The organism is Candidatus Electronema sp. PJ (assembly GCF_048287395.1).
In the GTDB taxonomy this organism is placed as follows: domain Bacteria; phylum Desulfobacterota; class Desulfobulbia; order Desulfobulbales; family Desulfobulbaceae; genus Electronema.
In genome coordinates, this window is sequence record NZ_JBLWEO010000070.1 from 22370 (window position 1) to 41852 (window position 19483).

Genomic DNA, 19483 nt, shown 5'->3' on the forward strand with positions numbered 1-19483 from the left:
TTCTGCTCGGCCAACACCTTTTGTTACCGAGCCAGAACCTTTTGTAGCTTGGCTACGAAGAGTTGTTGCTCGCAAACAAACGAATGTAACCTACTTACCAACCTGCCAAACCGAGCTGAAATCGTTGCTGATTAGCCTAATTTCGCTGCGCCTTGGGTAAAAATTACTCCCAGGGTAGTGGCCAGCCTGTCCTGCCGCCTCTCGTTTCTTCGGCTACTGCGGGCTACTGGTTTGTCCTTCTGCGCCGAGCGAGTAATTTTTACTCAGTCAACTTTCTGAACTGGATATTTTTTACCCAGATCAGCCCAGCAGCCGGGTGGAGGCACTCCAACCCGGCTTGTCCTGTTCTGCCATCACTTTTTTTCTTCGGAAAAACAAAACGCGGCAATCAGTGTAACAATTACGATCAGCGCGACTCCAAAACAGACGGCGATGATACAGAATGAATCGTAGCTGCAATGAACTCCGGCGGATAATGCTTCATCCATACGCACTCCTTGATGCCGCATGTGGCGCCCATACGGTATATTGTTTTCTCAGAAAGCGTTTTCTCTTCCTTTCTGATTTGTTGCAGCAAGTCAGCATGAACCGCGCCAGTTGCTTGTTGCTCTCCTCCGTGACTTGTCTTGCAAAAATCGTGCCAGAACTGCCACAATGTTACCTAAAACTCAAGTTGCCAGCAGATTATGCCGTTTTGTTTATCGAAACAATGCGGGCTAACAACTGGATACTTTTTTCCCGGCTGCTGTAAAAAAATCTTGCTTAATCTTTGAAACAGTGATACGTATCTTGTAAAAATAATACCTCAACACAACACCGCAAACAAGTTGGCCGAACCCAATCGAATATGAGCATGAACATGCCTGTCGTTAAAGAAATCGTCGTCGTCCCCAAAGCAGCTGGTCGCGAAGCCTTGGGCCTGCTGGCCGCGATCTGTTGCATTCTTTTCCTGGTCGGTCTGCGCGTTGTCCAGGTCAGGCCAGAGAATGCCGAAGAAGGCTCCAAGGTCTATCAAATGCAGGACATCAAACTGAAGAACCAAGCCCCGGTGTTGTACCGCTCGCTCTTGGGTGCAGCAGACACTATTACCCAGTTGCGCGAAGAGAACGGCAATTGGCCAGACATTGCCGCGCTTCAGCAGGAAGATTTGCCGCCTTTTGCCGCCAAATTTCTGCCTGCTGGCCTGAATGGCTTTGGTTGGGAGTTCCACCAAGGGGCTACCTGGGCCGATTATTACGGCACCAACAGAAACGTGCTTGCTGCGGAGAAGGCTGGAGCTGATCCGCTGGAGAACAGCTTTATTCTCCGCATCATTGATCTCCAGGCTGGCAAGTATCCCCATCCTGTGGCCCAACAAGCAAAGGGTCAGGAGAACCGTTTCTCCGTTCAGATCTGGCTTAATCCCAAGACTGCCGACTATCCAGAAGGTCAGCCCGCAGATAAAGGCTGGAAATGGGTGGTCAGCGGCCATACACCAGTCAGCGAAGAACAAATCAACTGAGCTGAACAGATCGGCAGCTGCCGGTTTCTTTTGTCTTCTTTTAATGCGATGGTGATAAGAATGAAAAAAGGAGTAGGTTATTTGGTAGCAATCCTGGCTGTCCTGGCTTTGACCCAGGCTCCAGTGTCTGCTCAGGAAAAAAAATGCCAACTGAACATCGGGGCCTCACTGCACCCGTATTACTCTTGGGTGAAGAATATTGTCGGTGATGCTGCTAATGTCACCTCCTTGATTCCTTCTGGCTCAGATCCCCATGCCTACCAGCCTGTGCCGAGCGACATGGCGATGTTGGAGAATCTCGACGTAGTGATTGTCAATGGAGTTGGCCACGACGAGTTTATCAAGCCGATGCTCAAGGCCATTGAAAACCCCAAGCTCCTGGTCATCGATACCAGCAAGGGTTTGCCTCTGATTCCTTCCTTTAACGACAAGCATTACGCCTTTGAAGAAAAAGAAGAGGGCGGCGCAAAGGTGTCCTACAACAGTCACACCTATATTGCCATCACTGGCGCGATCCAACAGATGCAGATGATCAACCGAGAACTGGGCAAGCTCTGTCCAGACCTAGCTCCGGTGTTTACCAAAAACTTGCGGGCCTATGCAAGCAAGCTGCGCAACATGCTCCATGCCACGCTGACCAAGATTGACGGCCTCAAAATGGACAATCTGCGCATTGCCACGGTTCATGACGGCTATTCCTATCTGTTCCAGGAACTGGGCATTGAGGTTAGCGCAGTGGTGCAGCCACGGCATGGAGTTACGCCCAGCACCAAGCAGCTTCAGGACACCATCAAGCGGATCAAACAGGCCAAGGTGAACGTGCTGTTCGGTGAGATGGATTATGAAAAGAAGTACGTTGATATTATCTTTCAAGAAACCGGCTGTCGCCTGTATGCGCTCTCACATATCTCCAATGGTGAATACACCCAGGAGCATTTTGAGCAGACCATGCAGAAGAATATGGATATCATCGTCGAAGCCCTGACCGAAGTCTCGGCTGGCAACAAGACTCTGCCCGCTCCAGCCAACATTCAAGAGAACATCAGCAAGAAAATGCAGGACACTTCCCAGCAGATGCAGCAAAAAATGCAGCAGAATGTCCAGGAAAACCTGCAAAAGACTGTGCCGGAAGTGCAGCAGAAGCAGATGCAGGACAGTATGAGCAAACAGAGCCAGCAGGTTCAGCAGAACATGCAGCAGAATATCCAGAAAACTGTGCCAGAGATCCAGCAGAAGCAAATGCAGGATACTTCTCAGCAGATGCAGCAAAAAATGCAGCAGAACGTCCAGGAGAAGGTACAGAAAACCGTGCCTGAGATCCAGCAGCAAAAAATGCAGGACACCATGAACAAGCAGACCCAGCAGGTGCAGGAAAAGATTCAGCAGAATCTACCTGCCTCGCCCTCTGCTCCAGTAGCACCGCCGCAGGATAAACAATAACCCCGGAAGCAGATGACCAGCCCAGAGCAGCATACTCTCCTGGAGATCACGGACTTGTCCGTGACCCTCCGGGGGAACAATATCCTCGACAAGATCAATCTCCAGGTCAAGAAAGGGCAGATTCATGCCCTGACCGGTCCAAACGGTGCGGGTAAAACCACCTTGATGCGCAGCGTCATGGGCGGGATGCCCCACCAAGGCACAATCCGCTTTCTCTTCCGGGAAAACTGTCGGATCGGCTATGTACCGCAGTTTTTGGAGTTTGATCATTCTGTGCCGATCACGGTCTTTGATTTTCTCTTTCTGATGTTGAAGAACGTGCCGGTCTTTCTGGGCCGAAGACGAGCAATGCGCGCCCGAATCACAGAGATACTTGCCGCGACTAACTGCGCGCATCTCATTGACCGCTGCGTGGGCCAGCTCTCTGGGGGTGAATTTCGTCGGGTCTTGCTGGCCCAAGCTCTTGAGCCAAAACCGGAGCTGCTCCTTTTGGATGAGCCGGCCAGCAATATCGATGAAGTGGGTATCCGCCAATTCGAGGAGATGTTAATCAACCTGCGCGACCTGCACGGCATCACCATCTTGATGGTTAGCCACAGCCTGGAAATGATCACTCGCGTTGCCAACCAAGTCACGGCCATCAACCGCAGTATTTTCTACGATGGCAACCCAGATGGCCTGACTCATTTCGACCTCCAGCAGCAGTATAAAATACTGGGGTAGAGGTGGATAATGAATGAACTGATTAATCAGCAGAACACTGTCGCCACTTCTGATCTGTCGTCAGCTGACTTAGACATAGACGTTTAAAAGAGGAATATGGAACTCATCTACAACATCGTCAAAGGCTGGACTGCCGCAGGCTATCTGCCTGCTCTTTTTGAACACGCCTTCATGATTCGCGGGATGCTGGCTGCCTTTATCATTGGCCCGCTGCTCGGCGCAATGGGCACAGTGGTAGTCACGAAGAAGCTGTCCTTCTTTACCCAAACTATCGGCAATGCCGCCATGAGCGGGGTAGCCATCGGCCTGTTGTTGGGTGAACCCGCAGACAGCACCTATGCCGGGCTGTACGGCTTCTGTTTGCTCGTTGCCCTGCTGATGACTTTTGTCAAAAACCGCACCCGACTCGCCAATGACACGATCATTGGCGTAGTGCTGGCCCAGACACTCGGTCTTGGTATCATCCTTATGATCGTTGTCACCACCCAATTCAACATCCATCAGGTAGAGGGCATCCTCTTTGGCAGTCTGATCACCTTGAATGATGCCGATCTGATTGCCTTGGCCATTTCCTCGCTGGTTGTTGGCGTTCTCTTTGCCTGCAACTTTAATCGTTTCATGCTCGCTAGCTTTAACAAGACCCTGGCCAAGGCACGAGGGCTGTCGCCAGTCTTTCTCGAATATCTCTTTGTCGTGCTGATGACCGCTGTGGTGGTATCAAGCCTGAAATTGATCGGCTCACTCCTTGTACTGGTGCTGATCGTGGTACCAGCCGCAGGTGCACAGCTGCTGGCCTCAAATCTCCGCCGCTTTGTCTGGCTGAGTGTGCTTTTTTCCACGATCAGCACGGTGCTGGGCCTGCTGCTCTCCGGCTTCCTCCCAGTACCAAGTGGTGCCCTGATTGCTTTAGTCTCTAGCATCCTCTTTTATGGCGCACTCCTGTTGAAGCCACTGCTCGGTAAGGGCGGCGGGCCAAATCAGGGCGAGATATAGCTGCTCCGTCATTTTTTCCTCATCCCAAAAAAAGGAAGGTAACTCATCATGTCCAAGGTATTCAAACAAGCTGCGGCAGTGTTGGCCGCTGCCACGCTGCTCTTATCCTTTGCCGCCTCTGTTTATGCCCATGCCACCAACCTTTGGTGCTATATCGAGAAGGGCCGCGTGTATGTCGAAGGCTCATTCATGGGTAGCGGCAGAAAGGTGCAGAATGGCAAAGTGATCGTGGTCAATGAGAAAGGCGACAAAGTTCTGGAAGGTGATACAGACAAGGAAGGCAACTTTAATTTTGAGCCGCCATACAAGGGCAAAATGACTATTCTCCTGCGGGTAGATCAGGCCCATGATGCGGATTTCGAGCTGACCGAGCAGGATTTTAAGGACGCAGAGGCTGAGGAGAAAGGAGCAGGGGAGGCAAAACCTGCGGCAGAGGCTGAAGCGAAGCCAGCAGCAGAAGCGACAAAGTAATTTCAAACATCACAGGAGGAGAACCTCATGCAAACCCAAACAACCCTTACCGTACTGAGCGCAGCCCTGCTGCTCAGTGCCTCAGCAGCATCAGCGTTGGAGATTAAATCTGGCAATGACAAAGTGCAAGTCCAGCTCTACGGTGAAATTGATCGGGCTGTGATGTATGCGGATGATGGGTATCAGGATAAATTCTTTCATGTCGATAACACCAACTCTGAAACCAGGATCGGCTTAAACGGCGAGCTTTCTGGTGATAACGACAATCTCACTATAGGCAGTAGCTTGGAACTGAAGTGGCAGGCCAATCCCTCTCATGCGGTCTCAATGGAGGAGGAAAGCATTGCCGGTGAGTTTTCGGAAGAGCTTGTCGAAGTATATTTTGATTTCAAGAATGCGGGCAAGTTTTCCATCGGTCAAGGGAGCATGGCCTCTGATGGTGCCTCAGAAATTGATCTATCTGGCACTGATATAGTCGGGAACTCCGGGGTTGCTGACATAGGTGGCGGCCTTACATTTTATGACACCGCAGGTGGAGGCTATGGTGGCGAGAGCGGCGGCACTCTTGTGGGAGAAGCATTCAAGCGGCAGTGCTGTGATCTCTTCAACCGCATTACTTCGGACGGCTTAGGCAAACGGCAGCGCGTACGCTATGACACCCCAACCTTTGCCGGCTTTTCTCTCGGCGCAGCGACAGGTGCAGAAGACACTGCTGATCTTGCCTTAAACTATTCAGGTGAGTTTAGCGGTCATCAATTGCAAGCTATAGCAGCCTGGTCTAACCCTGGCAAAGGAGGCGATTACGCCCAAATCAATGCGTCTGCTTCTCTCTTGCTCTCTTCAGGCTTCAACTTCACTGTTGGCTTTGGCTTCCACGATATGGACAACCTGCCAAACGACTCTGATGACCCGGTCTTCACCTATGGCAAAATTGGCTATAAGTGCGATCAACTTTCTTCGCTTGGCTCGACCGCAATTTCGGTTGATTATGGCATCTACAAGAATGGCACTGCGCTCAATATCGAACAAGAGGCCACTGCCCTCGGCGTGCAGTTTGTGCAAGAGCTTTCCGCCTACAGCACCGAGCTGTTTGCTGGCTATCGCACCTTTGCTTTAGAGGACAACACCAACGCGGACTACGAGGACATCTCCATCATCATGGCTGGAGCACGTCTCAGCTTCTAATTGCTCGTCCGCCAGAGCGGTCTGCTCCAGGACGCTCTGGTTTTAATCCTACACGACAACTCATTGCTTGCAGGGACTCTTCTGCCCAGCCGAAGATTGCTGCTGATTACAGAGTCCATTCGTCTCGATTACCTGCGTCGTGCCATCCAACTGCTTGGGGCATTCCTGCGGATCAACCTTTGTAGGAGTAAATTCCTGGGGCTTGCACTGGGCAGCTGTTGCTTTATCGCCACATTCTTTCCCCAGTTGACCGCGTACCTCTAACTGTTCAGTCTGGTGCTCTGCGCCTTTGTGCAAGAGCAAGGCCCTGATCTGCGGATCAAGCAGCAGCGAGAGAACAAGCGAGGTAAGGCCGAGAAGAACCAAGGCAAGGCGCGTCAGCCCGGAAAAATGCAGCTTGCCAGCGAATAGGCCTAGAGCGATCAGCAGTCCACCGAAAAGGAACACGAGTATTTGATTGGACATTTTCATTTCCTCCCAAGAAACTGCGAGTGCAACCTCTGTCCGTACCTAACTATACAACGAGCACTGCTTGTTGAACAGCGATGCAACGAGTAAATGCCGCTTGCCTAGGTTGATAGACTGCTACACAAAGGTTGTTGCCAAGCCAGAACTCTTTGTTGCTCGGCAAGAGAAGGTTGTGGCCGAGCAACACAAGGTTCTGGCCAAGCTACAAAGAGTTGTTGCTCGATACGAAAGAGTTCTTGCTGAGCAACAACCTTCTCTTGCTTGGCAACAAAAGGTTGTTGTTAAGCTAGCAAGAGTTGTGGCCGAGCCACAAAGAGTTGTTGCTCGCTAAGAACCTTTTGTTGTTAAGCCAGAACCTTCTCTTGCTCGTCTACAACCTTCTTTTGCCGAGCCAAACTCCTTTGCCAGCGAGCACGCAAGGAATCTCCGGTAGCAGCAGAGAACGTAATCCTGCTGCTGGCTGTGTTGCAGTCGGCAAAAACTCTTATCTCGCCCGCCAAATTCAACCGGAAACCACCCGCAGCGCAATCCCAGCCGTTCTTTCTCGTAAAAAACTCTTCCGTAAATCTGCCCTGTATGTTTTATTTCCCGGGCTGTGCGCGTGCGCTTTTTCTTTTTGAACTCTCCAACGAGGCAATCATGGGTTTTCAGTGTGGCATTGTCGGTTTACCCAATGTGGGCAAATCAACAATCTTTAATGCGTTAACCGCAGCGGCTATCGCAGCGGAAAATTACCCTTTCTGCACCATTGAACCGAACGTGGGCGTGGTGCCAGTTCCAGATAAACGGCTCGACATCCTCTCGGCTTTGGCAAAAACCCGCAAAACCGTGCCCACCCAGATGGAGTTCGTGGATATCGCGGGTTTGGTCAAGGGTGCCTCGCAAGGCGAGGGCCTGGGTAATCAGTTTCTTGGGCATATTAGGCAGGTAGATGCGATCCTACATGTAGTGCGCTGCTTTGAAGACGACAACATCATCCATGTAGATGGTTCGGTTGACCCTATTCGCGACGTAGAAGTCATTTCCATGGAGTTGGTGCTGGCTGATCTGGATACCGTGAGCAAGCGGTTGAAGAAAACGCAGAGCCAGGCCAAGTCCGGGGATAGAAAATTTATTGAAGAGGCCGCGTTTCTCGAACAGCTGCACGCGGCACTTGATCAGGGCCTGCCGGCCAGAACTGTGAAGCCAGAGAGCGAGCCGCAGCGGGAGTTACTCCGGGAACTCTGCTTGCTGACCGTGAAGCCGGTGCTGTATGTGGCGAATGTGAGCGAACAGGACATCGCCAGTGGCAATGTGTATGTCGAACGCTTGCAAGCCCTGGCCGGGCAAGAGGGAGCTTCACTGGTGATGATTGCCGGCGCAATTGAGCAGGAACTGAGTACGCTGGCTCCAGCAGAGCAGCAGGAGTTTTTGGCGGACATGGGCATGGAAGAGCCGGGCTTACACCGGCTGATTCGGGCAGGCTACGAGCTACTTGGCTTAATCACCTACTTCACGGTTGGGGAAAAAGAAACCCGCGCCTGGACGATCACCAAAGGTACCACCGCTCCAGGCGCAGCTGGGAAGATTCACAGTGATTTTGAGCGAGGTTTTATCCGGGCTGAAGTAATTGCCCATGAGGACTACGTGGCCTGTGGCTCTGAGGCGGCGGCCCGCGATAAGGGCGTGCTCCGCTCGGAAGGTAAGGAGTATGTGGTCAAGGATGGCGATTGTATGCTCTTCCGGTTTAATGTGTAGAGATTGCTCTGTGGCTACTCCCAAGATACGAGCAGGTAGAGCAACCTGCTCCTAGCGTAGCAAACACCTATGCCCTTTTCCCAGATCATCGGTCAGACCAAGGCGCTGAACCTGCTTGGCCGCGCTTTACAAGGCGGCAGAATGGCGCACGGCTATCTTTTCACCGGGCCAGAAGGTGTGGGCAAAAGCACAACCGCCCGCGCCTTGGCTGCACAACTGCTCTGCCAGAGTACAGGCGAGAGCAAGCCCTGTGGTCATTGTTCTAGCTGCAAGAAATTCGCCGCAGGCAGTCATCCTGACTTTCTCTGGCTGCAACCAGAGGGTGCCAGTATCAAGATCAATCAGATCAGGGAACTGAAAAAGGCTCTCAGCTTCGCTCCCTTGGAACGCGGCCTACGGATTGTCCTTATTGATGACGCACAAACTATGGGCAGAGAAGCAGGCAACAGTCTGCTCAAACTTCTCGAAGAACCGCCGCCCGATAATCTGCTGTTGCTCATCGCTTCAGATGCCGAGCCGTTACTTGACACGCTTGTTTCCCGCTGTCAGGTCATTCCCTTTGCCGCTCTCACTGAAGCGCAGGCGGCGCAAGTCATTCGTCGCACCCATCCACAGCTTTCTCCTGAAGAAGTACGGACTATGGCCAAACTTACCGGCGGTTGCCCGGGCCGTACAGATGCCTTGCACAGCCATGAAGTCATCAGTTTGTACCAAGAATGTCTGCACGCCCTGTTAGCTGGCACAAGCAAGCAGGCCGAAGCGGTTGAGCAGGCCCTTGCCTTGGCTGGCCAGCTGGCAGAACTCAAGGATGACCTAAATCTTTTCTTCGATCTGCTCTCCCTCTTTTTCAAGGAGGTGCTCACCTCTGCGCTTTGCACCAGAGAGCTGGATGCAGAGGAGCAGCTGCTCGCCCGCGCAAGAGAATGCTGGAATTTGCAGCAAGTTTCTGCTATGGTGGAGGCTATTGAAAAGGCCCGCAGCGATGTCGCGCGCAATTGCAGCCGCACCTTGGTTTGTGAAGTGCTGCTTTTAGCCCTGTTCTGCGGGTAAGTTGATGTTCTTTCGCCGGGATCCGGCTCTTTTTTTATGATAGACAACACAGCAGCAAAACCACAAGAATCTACCGCCGTACCCAAAATGGATCCCCTTCGTCAAGAAGGGGAGTTCTCTTTCTACCGCCTCTGTAGCCGTCCTATGGGACAGGAGCATCTGGCTCGCAGTTTGCTTGCCGATCTTACCCAAGGTGAGATTGTGATGATCAGGATGGAGGATCGGCTGGAACCAGCCGCGATTATTGGCCGTACAGCCAAACCAGAGTCAAGCAATGCCTATGACTATGCCTGGGAAATCACTCGCCGGGCCAATGCTGAGGAGAAGGAACGTTATAGCCAGCTGCCTGCCCGTGAGCAAGCTGCTGCCACGTTCTGTAAGGAGCGGATCTGGAAACTCGAGCTGCCTATGCACCTCGTGCGAGCCGAGTGTTATGCCAATGGCTCAAAGGTGATCTTCTATTTCACCGCAGAAAACCGCGTGGATTTCCGTGATCTGGTCAAAGACTTGGTGCAGGAGTTCCGCACCAGAGTAGAGATGCGACAGATAGGTGTCCGGCATGAGACTCAAATGACTGGCGGTATCGGGGCCTGCGGGCGTGAGCTGTGTTGCGCCTCCTTTCTCCATAATTTTGAATCTGTGTCGATTAAGATGGCGAAGACCCAGGATCTACCGCTTAATCCGGCCAAGATATCTGGAGTCTGCAACCGACTCCTCTGCTGCCTGACCTATGAATTCGCTAGCTACCGGGCCATCAAACGGGAAATGCCCCGACCAGGGCAGCAGCTGAGTCATGCGGACAAGATGTATCGGGTGACGCGGGTCTTTCCCATGCAGGGCACAGTGCTGGCCGTTTCTGATGAAGGGGGCGGCGAAGTGACACTGACCGAGGAGCAATGGAAGGAAGCAGAACCAGCTGCACGGGCGGAAGAGGCACGGAAGAAGGGTAAGGAGAAAGACAGCGCGAAGAGTTTTCCCCGGAAGGGGAAGAAGGGCTGAGAGATTTCTCTCGTTCCAATTCAACTAAGAGGAAAAAAGATGAGCAAGAGAATTGTTTTGTTCAATCATAAGGGCGGAGTCAGCAAGACAACCACAACATATAATCTTGGCTGGAAACTTGCGGAGAGCAATCGCGTCCTACTGGTGGATGCTGATCCTCAATGCAATCTGACCAGTCTGCTGTTGTGCGATAATTTTGACAGCTACTATGTGAACGAGCAGACACGTCAGAGTAATTTGCGTGATGGGGTTGAAGTGGCATTCAAGGGTAAGCCTGCTCCTATTAAAGCGATTGACTGCTTTTCTCCAGCAAGACAACCAAATTTGTTTCTGATCGCAGGACATCCGAATCTATCTGAGTTTGAGGCAGCACTTACATTTGCTCAAACATCAAATAACGCGCTTGCAACATTGGAGAATCTGCCAGGCGCATTCAGTGCATTCTTAAAAGAAGTTGAGAAAAAATACAGCATTGACTACACCATAGTTGATTTGAATCCCGGCCTGAGTTCAATCAACCAGAATCTGATTATCACATCAAATTATTTAATTATTCCGACGAATCCTGATCCATTTTCCCTGATGGCGATAAACACGCTGCGTGATGTACTACCGCGCTGGGCCGCATGGATGAGGCAAAGTGCATCGCTGTTTGCTGAATCATCTTATCCATTGGATGGCAATCCGCCAGTTTTGCTGGGCACAATTATCCAGCGATTTAACGTACGGAAAGGGAAAGCAGCACGGCCATACAGAGAAAATATTGCTGAAATCAAGAGTAAAGTCATTTCTGATCTTCTTCCCCGTCTGAGGCAGTCGGGCATGGCGGAAACTGATGAGGCGTATGGCCAAGAATTGATCAACAATGGACTTTGTTTGGCAGAAATGCCTGATTTTCAGGGGTTGCTGCCGAAAGCCATTGATGCTGGAGTTCCTGTTTACGCACTTACTGATGACGAAATTAGTGAGACTGGTCCAATTCTAAAAGGAATGCAGCAGAATCGCGAACACTTCGGGAAATTGTTTGACAAGCTGACTGCGGAAGTCAGACGGCTGACGGAGCAGGCGCAATGATAGAGAATTTTCGGGAGAGTCTATCTGATGCGGGCAGACTACAGCTGCTCTACCTGCATTGCGTTGATCAGTTGCAACTGCCTGGAGATTACAGTGATTTATTAAGAATGAGCTTTGTCTATTGCCTGAGCGCATTAGATAAATTAATGCACGATATTATCTCGCATGAAATGGTCGAAGTGTATAATGGACGACGCTTGGCGACACCTAAATATCTGGATGAGGCGGTAACTATACGGCAGCATTCACTGCTTATGAGCGCAACTATACCGCCAGCAGCAATAATATTTGGCGACATAGTTCGGATGAAGCTTAGTCGCCTAACCTTTATGGACCCTGATAAAATCACTGACGGACTGTCACTTGTCTGGGGACAATCTCATAAATGGCAGGTTATTGCAAACGAGCTGGGTAGTGATGAAGCTCAGGTCAAGACCGAACTCAGAAACTTATTCAAGCGGAGAAACGCCATAGTGCATGAGACTGATCGAAGCCCTGTTAGTGGTGAAAAATTGCCTATCGAGCCATCAGACGCAGAGCGTGTTCAGAAATTTATCAGCGCGATAGGAGAAACTATTTACAGACTTGTCTGCTTGAGACCGTAAACGACTATTCAGGGTAAATCCTGCTCCTCCATAATTTCCCAACCATGACCACCTACATCACCACCCCGATTTATTACGTCAATTCCACGCCGCACATCGGCCACGCCTACACCACCATCATTGCCGACACCTACAGCCGCTTCCGGCGGCTTTGCGGCGATGACGTGCGTTTTCAGACCGGCACGGACGAGCACGGTGAAAAGATCGTTCAAGCGGCGGAGAAAGAGAGTATAGCCCCGCGTGAGTACGCCGACCGGATTTCTGCCGCCTTCCGCGACACGTGGCCGCTGCTGGATATCGCGCCGGATCATTTCATCCGCACCACCTATCCCGAACATATCAAGGTGGTGCAGGACATTCTGCAAAAGGTTTATGATCAGGGCGATATTTATTTTTCTTCCTATTCAGGGCATTACTGCAAGGGCTGCGAGCGGTTTCTGACTGAAAAGGAATTGGTGGATGGCAAATGTCCAGATCATCTCACTGTCCCTGATGAAGTCAGCGAGCAAAATTATTTCTTCCGCATGTCAAAATATCAGGACTGGCTGATCAATCATATCAAAGCCAATCCTGATTACATCACGCCGGAACGCTACCGCAACGAGGTGCTTTCTTTCCTCAGCGAGCCGCTGGAGGATTTGTGCATCTCCCGGCCTTGCTCGCGCCTGACGTGGGGTATTCCTCTGCCCTTTGACAAGAATTTTGTCACCTATGTCTGGTTTGATGCGCTCATCAATTACTTAACCGGCATTGGTTATCCTGACGGGGCGAATTTCATCAAATACTGGTCGGTTGCGGAACACATTGTCGCCAAGGATATTCTCAAGCCGCACGCCATTTATTGGCCGACCATGATTCAGGCCGCCGGGCTGCCGCCGTATCAAAAGCTGCACGTGCACGGCTACTGGAATGTGGATGACACCAAGATGTCAAAATCCATTGGCAATGTCATCCGGCCCGGCGATTTGGTCGAAGAATACGGCGCAGATACCGTGCGTTATTTCCTTTTGCGTGAGATGAGCTTTGGCCGCGATGCCTCGTTCTCGAAAGAGGCGATTTTTGAACGCCGCAATTCCGATTTGGCCAACGATATTGGCAATCTTTTCTCCCGCGCTTTGACGATGCTGGCCAAGTATGCGGACGCGAAAGTGCCGCAGGCAGACGAGGCCGTTGTCATCGAAGAAGATCGGGCGTTAATTGCCGCCATCGAGAAGATGCTGGCCGATTATGCGGCCTGCATGAACGGCTTTGAGTTCCATCGCGCTTTGCAGGCAGTCTGGGAAGTGATTGGAATGCTGAACCGTTTTATTGTCACCAATGCGCCGTGGGAGCTGGCCAAAGATGCGGCCCAAGCCGGGCGGCTGCGGACGGTGCTTTATTTCCTTGCCGAAAGCCTGCGGATTCTCGCGCTGGTGCTGCGCCCGGTCATGCCGACCGCTGCAAATAAGATGGCTGCCGCGCTTGGTTTGAGCAAGGAATTGGATAAAGCGGTATTGCCTGAAGCGGGCCGCTGGGGAGGCATTCTGCCCGGCACTGCCCTGCATGTTGGCGAGGCAATATTTCCCCGGCTGGAGAAGAAGGCGGCTGCGCCTGCCGCGCCGGAGAAACCCAAGCCGCAGGCCAAGGCGGAGAAGAAAGCAGAGCCAGCGGCGCAGGAAGAGGACGGTTTGATCAGCTTTGAGTATTTCGGCAAAGTTGAGCTGCGGGTGGCGGAGATTGTCGCGGCGGAGAAAATCGCCAAGGCGGAGAAGCTGCTCAAGCTGACAGTGAGAGCACCGGAAGAGCGCACACTGGTGGCGGGTATTGCCAAGCATTATCAGCCGGAAGAGCTGATCGGGCGCAAGGTGATTATTGTGGCAAATCTGAAGCCCGCCAAGCTGATGGGCATCACCTCGCAGGGCATGGTGCTGGCGGCGAAGGAGAAGGACGCGGACGGCAACGAGCAGTTAGTGCTCTCTGCGGTGGCGGCGGATATTGCGGTGGGGTCGAGGGTGGCGTAAGAGGTCGCAGACAGGCCGGGATTTTTCTTGCTCACTCCGGTCTGTCTGTTTCTTGGCAAAGACAAGATTTTTACAATTAGCTATGTGCAATAGAAATTTCAACTACAGAAAAATTATTTGTTTGTTTCTGATATTTTTTGTTCTTTATGCTCTCGTTTCATGCAAAGGAAGTGACGAAAAGCATACAAATAAAAAAATACAATCGTTTTCGAGTAAACGTAGCACTATACAGGTTGACGAATCGGTCTATGCAATAGAAAAAAGAGATGTTCTTGGAGATATAAAATTAAGCCTTGATATAAGACTTAAAAACAAGATATCAGAAAAACAGCTAAGACAATTGGCTTTAGCGTTAAAAGGTAAAGAACATAATAAATATGAACGGATATTTATTTTTTGGTATTTACCAGGAATGGAAATAGATGCAGGAGCATGGGCGACAACCCACTTTAAACCAAATTTAGAAGTAAGGATACTGGGAGTTACCATAGAAGAGGAAAAAGAACTAACCGCCTCCGATGAAAAGCGTAAAGGTTTTGTAATCGGGAAATGGTTTGATAATTCTATTATTGGTGGGAAATATACGCTTATGAATAACAATGGGACAATAACAATGTATATTGATTTTGCTGACGGAAGTAATCTTGAGGAGGAGATGATTGAAAGTTCTCAGTCAAATTTACTGCGTTATGACGATAAAGATGAAAATGATCATAGGGAATATTATATAATTAACAGTAACGGAGAATTAGCTGTATATGGCAGGTCTGGGCTTAGTAGAACACTGCAAATACTACAATAATGCATTGCTCTGTTATCCCAAGAAATATCTTTGATTCACTGCATTGGACTGACGGCATGGAGCTTACCCTTATCACCACAGAATCAGACATCATGCTTATTCCGAAGACGCAAAAGAAACTTTCTGCAAAATCGCTGCGCGGCTGCTTGCAGTACAAAGGCAAACCTATTCCTACAGAGCATCTTTGCAAGCCTGTTGAATACAAACAAATTCAAAAGAACTAACGCAAGACAGCTGCGCTCCGCTTCTTGCAGAACTACTCTGCGCAGCGCGCGCTTGTTGTGATGCTTCAGATGTGGAGGCGATGCAGCGCGTTTAACACCTTTCAGTCATTCCTTGCTTGAAATGAGTCATTTCAAACTTGCAACGGGTTGCGGCCCGGAGCCGCGAGGCGTTTGCAGCAAAGAATAAGGCGTTGCAAACTTCAAACGAGGCATTCCTTGCTTCAAATGAGTCATTCCAAACTTGAAACGGATCACGGCCCGGAGCCGCGAGGCATTTGCAGCAAAGAATAAGGCGTTGCAAACTTCAAATGAGGCATTCCTTGCTTGAAATGAGCCATTCCAAACTTCAAATGGGTCGCGTCGCGGAGCCGCGAGGCGTTTGCAGCAAGAAATGAGGCGTTGCAAACTGCAAACAGGTCATTCGTTGCTTCAAACGAGCTATTGCGAACTTCAAATGAGCCGCGTCGCTTCCCGACAGGGCGTATAGAAGAAAAATCTGGCGCAGAATTTTCCCGTAAGGCATTTGCATCTTGCAATAGAACGAATTTTGTTTCATCGTTGCTTTGAACGCAGCTTCATGGTGGAGCTGCGCGCCGCGACGCTGCCCAGCGCAGCACGGGACAAATCAAACAGCAAGAGGCTAGAATACCGCATCATCGCGATCAACAAGGCTGGCGACAGCCTGCCAAGCAATACTGTGACGGTGGTATTGTAAGGGCACAAGAACACTCTGACCTGAAAAGGAAAATGAAGAACTTCAGCATACAATCTGTCGGTAATCAGGCTGTGATCACTGTTGATCTTTCATTAATCAGCCTTGAATCGCTCACCCGGCTGTTTGAACGGCTGCGGACAGAGGAGCTGATTCAGAAGGCGGATTTCAGCGATGGTCTTATTGAGATCGGCGCGGAGATCAAGCAGAGCTGGTGGCGGAAAAATCGGGAGCAGTATTTGCAAGGTGCGCTTGATGCGGATTGTCATTGACACCAATATGATTTTTTCTCTCCTGCTTGGAAAAAATGAAACGTTGCGTGACATCTTCTTTGACGTTGCGCACACGTTTTTTGCTCCGAACTATATCGTAGGCGAGCTGTTCGAGAAGAAGGAGAAAATCATGAAATGCTCTGCCCTGTCTGAGGCGGATCTTTACGAGCTATTATACAGAATTCTGAGCAGGATCAAATTCATCGCCGAAGAGTTCGTTGCTTCTGAACATAAATTGCAGGCGTTTAATCTGTGTAAGGATATTGATGAGGATGACATTCCGTTCATCGCCTTGTCACTCCAGCTTGATGCCCCGTTCTGGACAGGAGACAAGCGGCTGAAGGAATCTCTGAACCGGCAGGGTTTCACCTCATTTTTTTGAGCAAGAAGGAGGCAGCAATGAATTGGCAGGAAGTATGCGCCGATCCGCATTTGCAGGATTTGCCGTATAGAATCGAACTCAATGAACGAGGCCAAATTCTCATGAGTCCTGTCCGCCTGTATCATTCCGCTTTTCAGGGGAAAATTATCAAATATTTGAATCAGCTTGTAGCAGAGGGAGAGGCATCTCCTGAATTCGCCATCGCCACAGAAAAAGGCACGAAAGTTGCTGATGTGGTCTGGTGTTCAGATGCGCTCTGGCAGCAGATCAAACATGAAGCAGAAAGCCCAGTTGCCCCGGAAATCTGCGTGGAAGTGTTGTCATCAGGCAATACTGAAGAAGAAATGCAGGAAAAGAGAAGGCTCTATTTCGCCCACGGCGCAGAAGAAGTTTGGATGTGCAGCAAAGATGGAGCCATGCATTTCTTCGTCCCAGAGGGAGAAATGGCTCTGTCTCGGCGGGTTAGCGCATTTCCAAAATATATTTCAGTGTAAACAGAAAAAGAAGAAACAGCCTCTTACTGTAACTCCAACCCAGAAAATACCCCCATGTTCATGCTCGGAAATTTCATCCTCGCCCTTGCCAAACTGATCGATATGGTCTTTACTGCCTATATCTGGATTGTTATAGCCAGGGCGGTTATCTCCTGGGTCAATGCTGACCCGTACAATCCAGTGGTGCGTTTTCTTATACAGATTACTGATCCAATTTTATATAGAATCCGTCGCGCCTTACCGCCGATGGGCGGACTTGATCTGAGTCCGATGATTCTGGTGCTGGCTCTTGCCTTCCTGCAAAGTTTTCTCGTGCCGACCCTGACTGAGATCGGCATGAATTTGCGCTGAGTGCGATGCCTTGTCTGCAAGCCCGGCCTGATGGCAGCCTGCTGCTTTCGCTTCATGTTCAACCTGGAGCTGCCCGCACTGAGCTAGCTGGGTTACACGGCGACGCACTGAAATTGCGCTTGGCTGCACCGCCGATTGACGGCAGGGCTAACAAGGCGGTTGTTGATTTTATCGCGGAACTGCTGCACCTTCCCAAGTCCGCTGTTGTCATCAGGAGCGGTCTCGCTAGCCGCACTAAAAAACTCCTGCTGACCGGCATTGCCGAAAATGATGTCCGCTCCCTACTGGAGCAGAACCGAGGCAGCTCAAACGGCTGAACTACATGCAATGATGAAAAGACCGCTTCCCAAGAAAGGCCCTCTTCCCAAGGTTCCGCCGCCCCAGAAAAAACCGGTCGTGGTCAAGCCAAAGCCCGAGGTGGCGAAAGGTCCGGTCAGCAGTATTGGCGCGATCTTTTCTACTGCTTGGATGATGTATAAAAAGCGTGCCTTGCCTATCCTGGCAGTAATGCTCCTGGCGATTCTGTTCAGCATTCTCTTACTGGCTGCCCTCGGTATAGGCGGTATCTTTGCCTTAGGCTTAGATCCGCAACAGTTACAGCAGCAGTTCGTAGCCAGCGATTTCCAACAACTAGCGGCTAATCCAGCCGCGCTCTCATCGCATCCGCTCTTTCCCTTTCTGCTCGGTGGGGGAACGATTTTACTGCTGGTCGGCATCTTACTGGGAATTTGGCAACAAACAGCAATGCTGGCCGCTGCGGTAGATGAACACCACGGGGTCATGGAATCGCTCTGCACCGGTTGGAAATATCTGTTTCCGATGCTTTGGATCAGCAGTCTTTATTGCGGCATTGTCTTCACTGGTCTTTGTTTACTTATTCTGCCTGGCCTGATTCTAGCCCTGTCCATGTCGCTCTATTTGATCGTCATGCTTGATGAGCAGCGCACAGGCTTGGATGCCCTGATGGCCAGCCGACTCTATATGCGCGGCCACTGGTGGAATACTCTGGGCAAAATGCTGCTGATTGGGTTCCTGATGACGGTGGTGGGAATGGTTCCATTTTTGCCTCTGCTCTTTGCGCCTTTCGCGCTGCTCTATATGGTGGCGGTATATCGCGACCTCAAGCAAGCAGCTGGCACGATTGACACGGACAGTACCTGCCGCTGCCTGTGGATGCCCATGGCTCTTGCTGGAATGCTGTTGCCCATACTGGCAGCACTGGGGGCAGTCGTGATGGTAGGGCCGAAACTTCCTGGCAAGCTCGAGGAGATTCGGGAGAATGTGCTCCAGCAACTAGGGCAGGCCGCAGAAAAGCAAGGAATGACGCTGAAGCTGCCTAAGGCTGATGGTCAGCCTTTGCCTGACGACGGTACATCTGAACCTGTCTCGAAGACCCCGGAGGTCAAGATATTGCCCTCCATAGACGGCTTCATTATCTGGCGCGATCCAGTCGGCGATGTCGGCAATCCGCTGCTCGACATCAGGGAGGTCACGGCCATTGGCAAGCAAGGCGAGCTGGTCCTCACGGTGACGTTGGCCAAGCCCTTTGCCGAGTATTTCGCGGCCAAAGACCGGGAGGCCTTTGATCCTCTGGTCAGTTTTTATTTTGATGTCGATATGAATCAGACCACCGGCACGGTTCTCGCCAGTGAGAAAGGGCGAGGCGGCTACGATCTGGAGCTGGATGTTCTGCTTACTGCGCCGAAGAATGCGCCAGAAAGCACAGGCCAGGCCTATGTCAGTCTCTACGATATCGGCCCGCAAAAGCGGCAGTTGTTGGATCCCCTGCCTGATAAGGTGGCGACTTTTACCGACAACACCCTGACGATCCACCTGCCGTATGGTCGAATTGATGCGGCGATGGGCGGTAAGCTCAAAGCCTGTTTCCGCGAGGCATCCCAGAAGGAAGGGAGCGGGGTGAGCAATGATCAGACTATCCCCCTGAAATAGACCTCTTGCGCAAGTCATCTCCTGCCGACTGTCTCGAATTATACTCGGTT

Annotated in this window: 25 protein-coding genes; 23 read left to right on the forward strand and 2 right to left on the reverse strand. The window is 51.0% G+C overall.

Going from position 1 to position 19483, the window contains the following annotated elements; translation table 11 throughout:
• Positions 1–353: 353 nt before the first annotated feature.
• Positions 354–488 (reverse strand): hypothetical protein, encoded by a 135-nt coding sequence (locus ACNKIB_RS11445; protein ID WP_417910691.1) that lies wholly within the window; start codon positions 486–488, stop codon positions 354–356.
• Positions 489–859: 371 nt separating this feature from the next.
• On the opposite strand from ACNKIB_RS11445, the gene ACNKIB_RS11450 reads away from it, so the two are divergent.
• The 6 genes from ACNKIB_RS11450 to ACNKIB_RS11475 all read left to right on the forward strand — a co-directional run bounded on the left by ACNKIB_RS11450 (position 860) and on the right by ACNKIB_RS11475 (position 6313).
• The gene (locus ACNKIB_RS11450; protein ID WP_417910692.1) at positions 860–1501 is read left to right on the forward strand and encodes a DUF6162 family protein; all 642 of its coding nucleotides are present in this window, start codon (positions 860–862) and stop codon (positions 1499–1501) included.
• Between the two features lie 60 nt (positions 1502–1561).
• Positions 1562–2941 carry a metal ABC transporter solute-binding protein, Zn/Mn family gene (locus ACNKIB_RS11455; protein WP_417910693.1) on the forward strand — a complete coding sequence of 460 codons (1380 nt, stop codon included), beginning with the start codon at positions 1562–1564 and terminating at the stop codon, positions 2939–2941.
• 12 nt (positions 2942–2953) lie between these two features.
• On the forward strand, positions 2954–3664 hold the full coding sequence (locus tag ACNKIB_RS11460; RefSeq protein WP_417910694.1) for a metal ABC transporter ATP-binding protein: 711 nt from the start codon (positions 2954–2956) through the stop codon (positions 3662–3664).
• Between the two features lie 96 nt (positions 3665–3760).
• A complete protein-coding gene (locus ACNKIB_RS11465; protein ID WP_417910695.1) occupies positions 3761–4657 on the forward strand; it encodes a metal ABC transporter permease in 897 nt (298 codons plus the stop codon).
• A 48-nt stretch (positions 4658–4705) separates the two neighbouring features.
• Complete coding sequence (locus tag ACNKIB_RS11470) at positions 4706–5128, forward strand: hypothetical protein (protein WP_417910696.1); 423 nt, start codon at positions 4706–4708, stop codon at positions 5126–5128.
• Between the two features lie 27 nt (positions 5129–5155).
• Entirely contained in the window at positions 5156–6313 is a 1158-nt protein-coding gene (locus ACNKIB_RS11475) for a hypothetical protein (protein ID WP_417910697.1), read from the forward strand.
• Positions 6314–6373: 60 nt separating this feature from the next.
• Here ACNKIB_RS11475 and ACNKIB_RS11480 read toward each other — a convergent pair whose 3' ends face one another.
• A complete protein-coding gene (locus ACNKIB_RS11480; protein ID WP_417910698.1) occupies positions 6374–6778 on the reverse strand; it encodes a hypothetical protein in 405 nt (134 codons plus the stop codon).
• A 70-nt stretch (positions 6779–6848) separates the two neighbouring features.
• On the opposite strand from ACNKIB_RS11480, the gene ACNKIB_RS11485 reads away from it, so the two are divergent.
• The 17 genes from ACNKIB_RS11485 (at position 6849) to ACNKIB_RS11565 (ending at position 19433) form a co-directional block, all read left to right on the forward strand.
• Positions 6849–7112, forward strand: a complete 264-nt coding sequence (locus tag ACNKIB_RS11485; protein WP_417910699.1) for a hypothetical protein — start codon at positions 6849–6851, stop codon at positions 7110–7112.
• Between the two features lie 10 nt (positions 7113–7122).
• Complete coding sequence (locus tag ACNKIB_RS11490) at positions 7123–7401, forward strand: hypothetical protein (protein WP_417910700.1); 279 nt, start codon at positions 7123–7125, stop codon at positions 7399–7401.
• Positions 7402–7420: 19 nt separating this feature from the next.
• Positions 7421–8518: a redox-regulated ATPase YchF gene (ychF, locus tag ACNKIB_RS11495; protein ID WP_417910701.1), complete on the forward strand. Its 1098-nt coding sequence runs from the start codon at positions 7421–7423 to the stop codon at positions 8516–8518.
• A 69-nt stretch (positions 8519–8587) separates the two neighbouring features.
• A complete protein-coding gene (gene holB, locus ACNKIB_RS11500) occupies positions 8588–9568 on the forward strand; it encodes a DNA polymerase III subunit delta' (RefSeq protein ID WP_417910702.1) in 981 nt (326 codons plus the stop codon).
• An 87-nt stretch (positions 9569–9655) separates the two neighbouring features.
• Positions 9656–10567, forward strand: a complete 912-nt coding sequence (locus ACNKIB_RS11505; RefSeq protein WP_417910703.1) for a PSP1 domain-containing protein — start codon at positions 9656–9658, stop codon at positions 10565–10567.
• A gap of 39 nt (positions 10568–10606) precedes the next feature.
• Entirely contained in the window at positions 10607–11641 is a 1035-nt protein-coding gene (locus ACNKIB_RS11510) for a ParA family protein (protein WP_417910704.1), read from the forward strand.
• Entirely contained in the window at positions 11638–12246 is a 609-nt protein-coding gene (locus tag ACNKIB_RS11515; protein ID WP_417910705.1) for a HEPN domain-containing protein, read from the forward strand. Before ACNKIB_RS11510 ends, ACNKIB_RS11515 begins: the two co-directional genes overlap by 4 nt.
• 44 nt (positions 12247–12290) lie before the next feature.
• The gene (metG, locus tag ACNKIB_RS11520; RefSeq protein ID WP_417910706.1) at positions 12291–14246 is read left to right on the forward strand and encodes a methionine--tRNA ligase; all 1956 of its coding nucleotides are present in this window, start codon (positions 12291–12293) and stop codon (positions 14244–14246) included.
• Positions 14247–14367: 121 nt separating this feature from the next.
• Positions 14368–15048 (forward strand): hypothetical protein, encoded by a 681-nt coding sequence (locus tag ACNKIB_RS11525; protein WP_417910707.1) that lies wholly within the window; start codon positions 14368–14370, stop codon positions 15046–15048.
• Positions 15049–15104: 56 nt separating this feature from the next.
• Positions 15105–15272: a hypothetical protein gene (locus ACNKIB_RS11530; protein WP_417910708.1), complete on the forward strand. Its 168-nt coding sequence runs from the start codon at positions 15105–15107 to the stop codon at positions 15270–15272.
• A gap of 547 nt (positions 15273–15819) precedes the next feature.
• A complete protein-coding gene (locus tag ACNKIB_RS11535; protein WP_417910709.1) occupies positions 15820–15987 on the forward strand; it encodes a hypothetical protein in 168 nt (55 codons plus the stop codon).
• Between the two features lie 32 nt (positions 15988–16019).
• On the forward strand, positions 16020–16256 hold the full coding sequence (locus ACNKIB_RS11540; RefSeq protein ID WP_417910710.1) for a hypothetical protein: 237 nt from the start codon (positions 16020–16022) through the stop codon (positions 16254–16256).
• Entirely contained in the window at positions 16240–16638 is a 399-nt protein-coding gene (locus tag ACNKIB_RS11545; RefSeq protein WP_417910711.1) for a PIN domain-containing protein, read from the forward strand. The genes ACNKIB_RS11540 and ACNKIB_RS11545 overlap by 17 nt, the downstream gene beginning before the upstream one ends.
• 17 nt (positions 16639–16655) lie before the next feature.
• On the forward strand, positions 16656–17132 hold the full coding sequence (locus ACNKIB_RS11550; RefSeq protein WP_417910712.1) for a Uma2 family endonuclease: 477 nt from the start codon (positions 16656–16658) through the stop codon (positions 17130–17132).
• 54 nt (positions 17133–17186) lie between these two features.
• On the forward strand, positions 17187–17483 hold the full coding sequence (locus ACNKIB_RS11555) for a YggT family protein (protein ID WP_417910713.1): 297 nt from the start codon (positions 17187–17189) through the stop codon (positions 17481–17483).
• 5 nt (positions 17484–17488) lie between these two features.
• The gene (locus tag ACNKIB_RS11560; protein ID WP_417910714.1) at positions 17489–17800 is read left to right on the forward strand and encodes a DUF167 domain-containing protein; all 312 of its coding nucleotides are present in this window, start codon (positions 17489–17491) and stop codon (positions 17798–17800) included.
• A 10-nt stretch (positions 17801–17810) separates the two neighbouring features.
• Entirely contained in the window at positions 17811–19433 is a 1623-nt protein-coding gene (locus ACNKIB_RS11565; RefSeq protein WP_417910715.1) for a hypothetical protein, read from the forward strand.
• Positions 19434–19483: the final 50 nt, after the last annotated feature.

Bases quoted from the DNA above. Each gene is read 5' to 3' on its own strand.
- ACNKIB_RS11445 (WP_417910691.1), bottom strand. From the start codon at position 488: ATGGATGAAGCATTATCCGCCGGAGTTCATTGCAGCTACGATTCATTC.
- ACNKIB_RS11450 (WP_417910692.1), top strand. From the start codon at position 860: ATGCCTGTCGTTAAAGAAATCGTCGTCGTCCCCAAAGCAGCTGGTCGC.
- ACNKIB_RS11455 (WP_417910693.1), top strand. From the start codon at position 1,562: ATGAAAAAAGGAGTAGGTTATTTGGTAGCAATCCTGGCTGTCCTGGCT.
- ACNKIB_RS11460 (WP_417910694.1), top strand. From the start codon at position 2,954: ATGACCAGCCCAGAGCAGCATACTCTCCTGGAGATCACGGACTTGTCC.
- ACNKIB_RS11465 (WP_417910695.1), top strand. From the start codon at position 3,761: ATGGAACTCATCTACAACATCGTCAAAGGCTGGACTGCCGCAGGCTAT.
- ACNKIB_RS11470 (WP_417910696.1), top strand. From the start codon at position 4,706: ATGTCCAAGGTATTCAAACAAGCTGCGGCAGTGTTGGCCGCTGCCACG.
- ACNKIB_RS11475 (WP_417910697.1), top strand. From the start codon at position 5,156: ATGCAAACCCAAACAACCCTTACCGTACTGAGCGCAGCCCTGCTGCTC.
- ACNKIB_RS11480 (WP_417910698.1), bottom strand. From the start codon at position 6,778: ATGTCCAATCAAATACTCGTGTTCCTTTTCGGTGGACTGCTGATCGCT.
- ychF (WP_417910701.1), top strand. From the start codon at position 7,421: ATGGGTTTTCAGTGTGGCATTGTCGGTTTACCCAATGTGGGCAAATCA.
- holB (WP_417910702.1), top strand. From the start codon at position 8,588: ATGCCCTTTTCCCAGATCATCGGTCAGACCAAGGCGCTGAACCTGCTT.
- ACNKIB_RS11505 (WP_417910703.1), top strand. From the start codon at position 9,656: ATGGATCCCCTTCGTCAAGAAGGGGAGTTCTCTTTCTACCGCCTCTGT.
- ACNKIB_RS11510 (WP_417910704.1), top strand. From the start codon at position 10,607: ATGAGCAAGAGAATTGTTTTGTTCAATCATAAGGGCGGAGTCAGCAAG.
- ACNKIB_RS11515 (WP_417910705.1), top strand. From the start codon at position 11,638: ATGATAGAGAATTTTCGGGAGAGTCTATCTGATGCGGGCAGACTACAG.
- metG (WP_417910706.1), top strand. From the start codon at position 12,291: ATGACCACCTACATCACCACCCCGATTTATTACGTCAATTCCACGCCG.
- ACNKIB_RS11530 (WP_417910708.1), top strand. From the start codon at position 15,105: ATGGAGCTTACCCTTATCACCACAGAATCAGACATCATGCTTATTCCG.
- ACNKIB_RS11540 (WP_417910710.1), top strand. From the start codon at position 16,020: ATGAAGAACTTCAGCATACAATCTGTCGGTAATCAGGCTGTGATCACT.
- ACNKIB_RS11545 (WP_417910711.1), top strand. From the start codon at position 16,240: ATGCGGATTGTCATTGACACCAATATGATTTTTTCTCTCCTGCTTGGA.
- ACNKIB_RS11550 (WP_417910712.1), top strand. From the start codon at position 16,656: ATGAATTGGCAGGAAGTATGCGCCGATCCGCATTTGCAGGATTTGCCG.
- ACNKIB_RS11555 (WP_417910713.1), top strand. From the start codon at position 17,187: ATGTTCATGCTCGGAAATTTCATCCTCGCCCTTGCCAAACTGATCGAT.
- ACNKIB_RS11560 (WP_417910714.1), top strand. From the start codon at position 17,489: ATGCCTTGTCTGCAAGCCCGGCCTGATGGCAGCCTGCTGCTTTCGCTT.
- ACNKIB_RS11565 (WP_417910715.1), top strand. From the start codon at position 17,811: ATGATGAAAAGACCGCTTCCCAAGAAAGGCCCTCTTCCCAAGGTTCCG.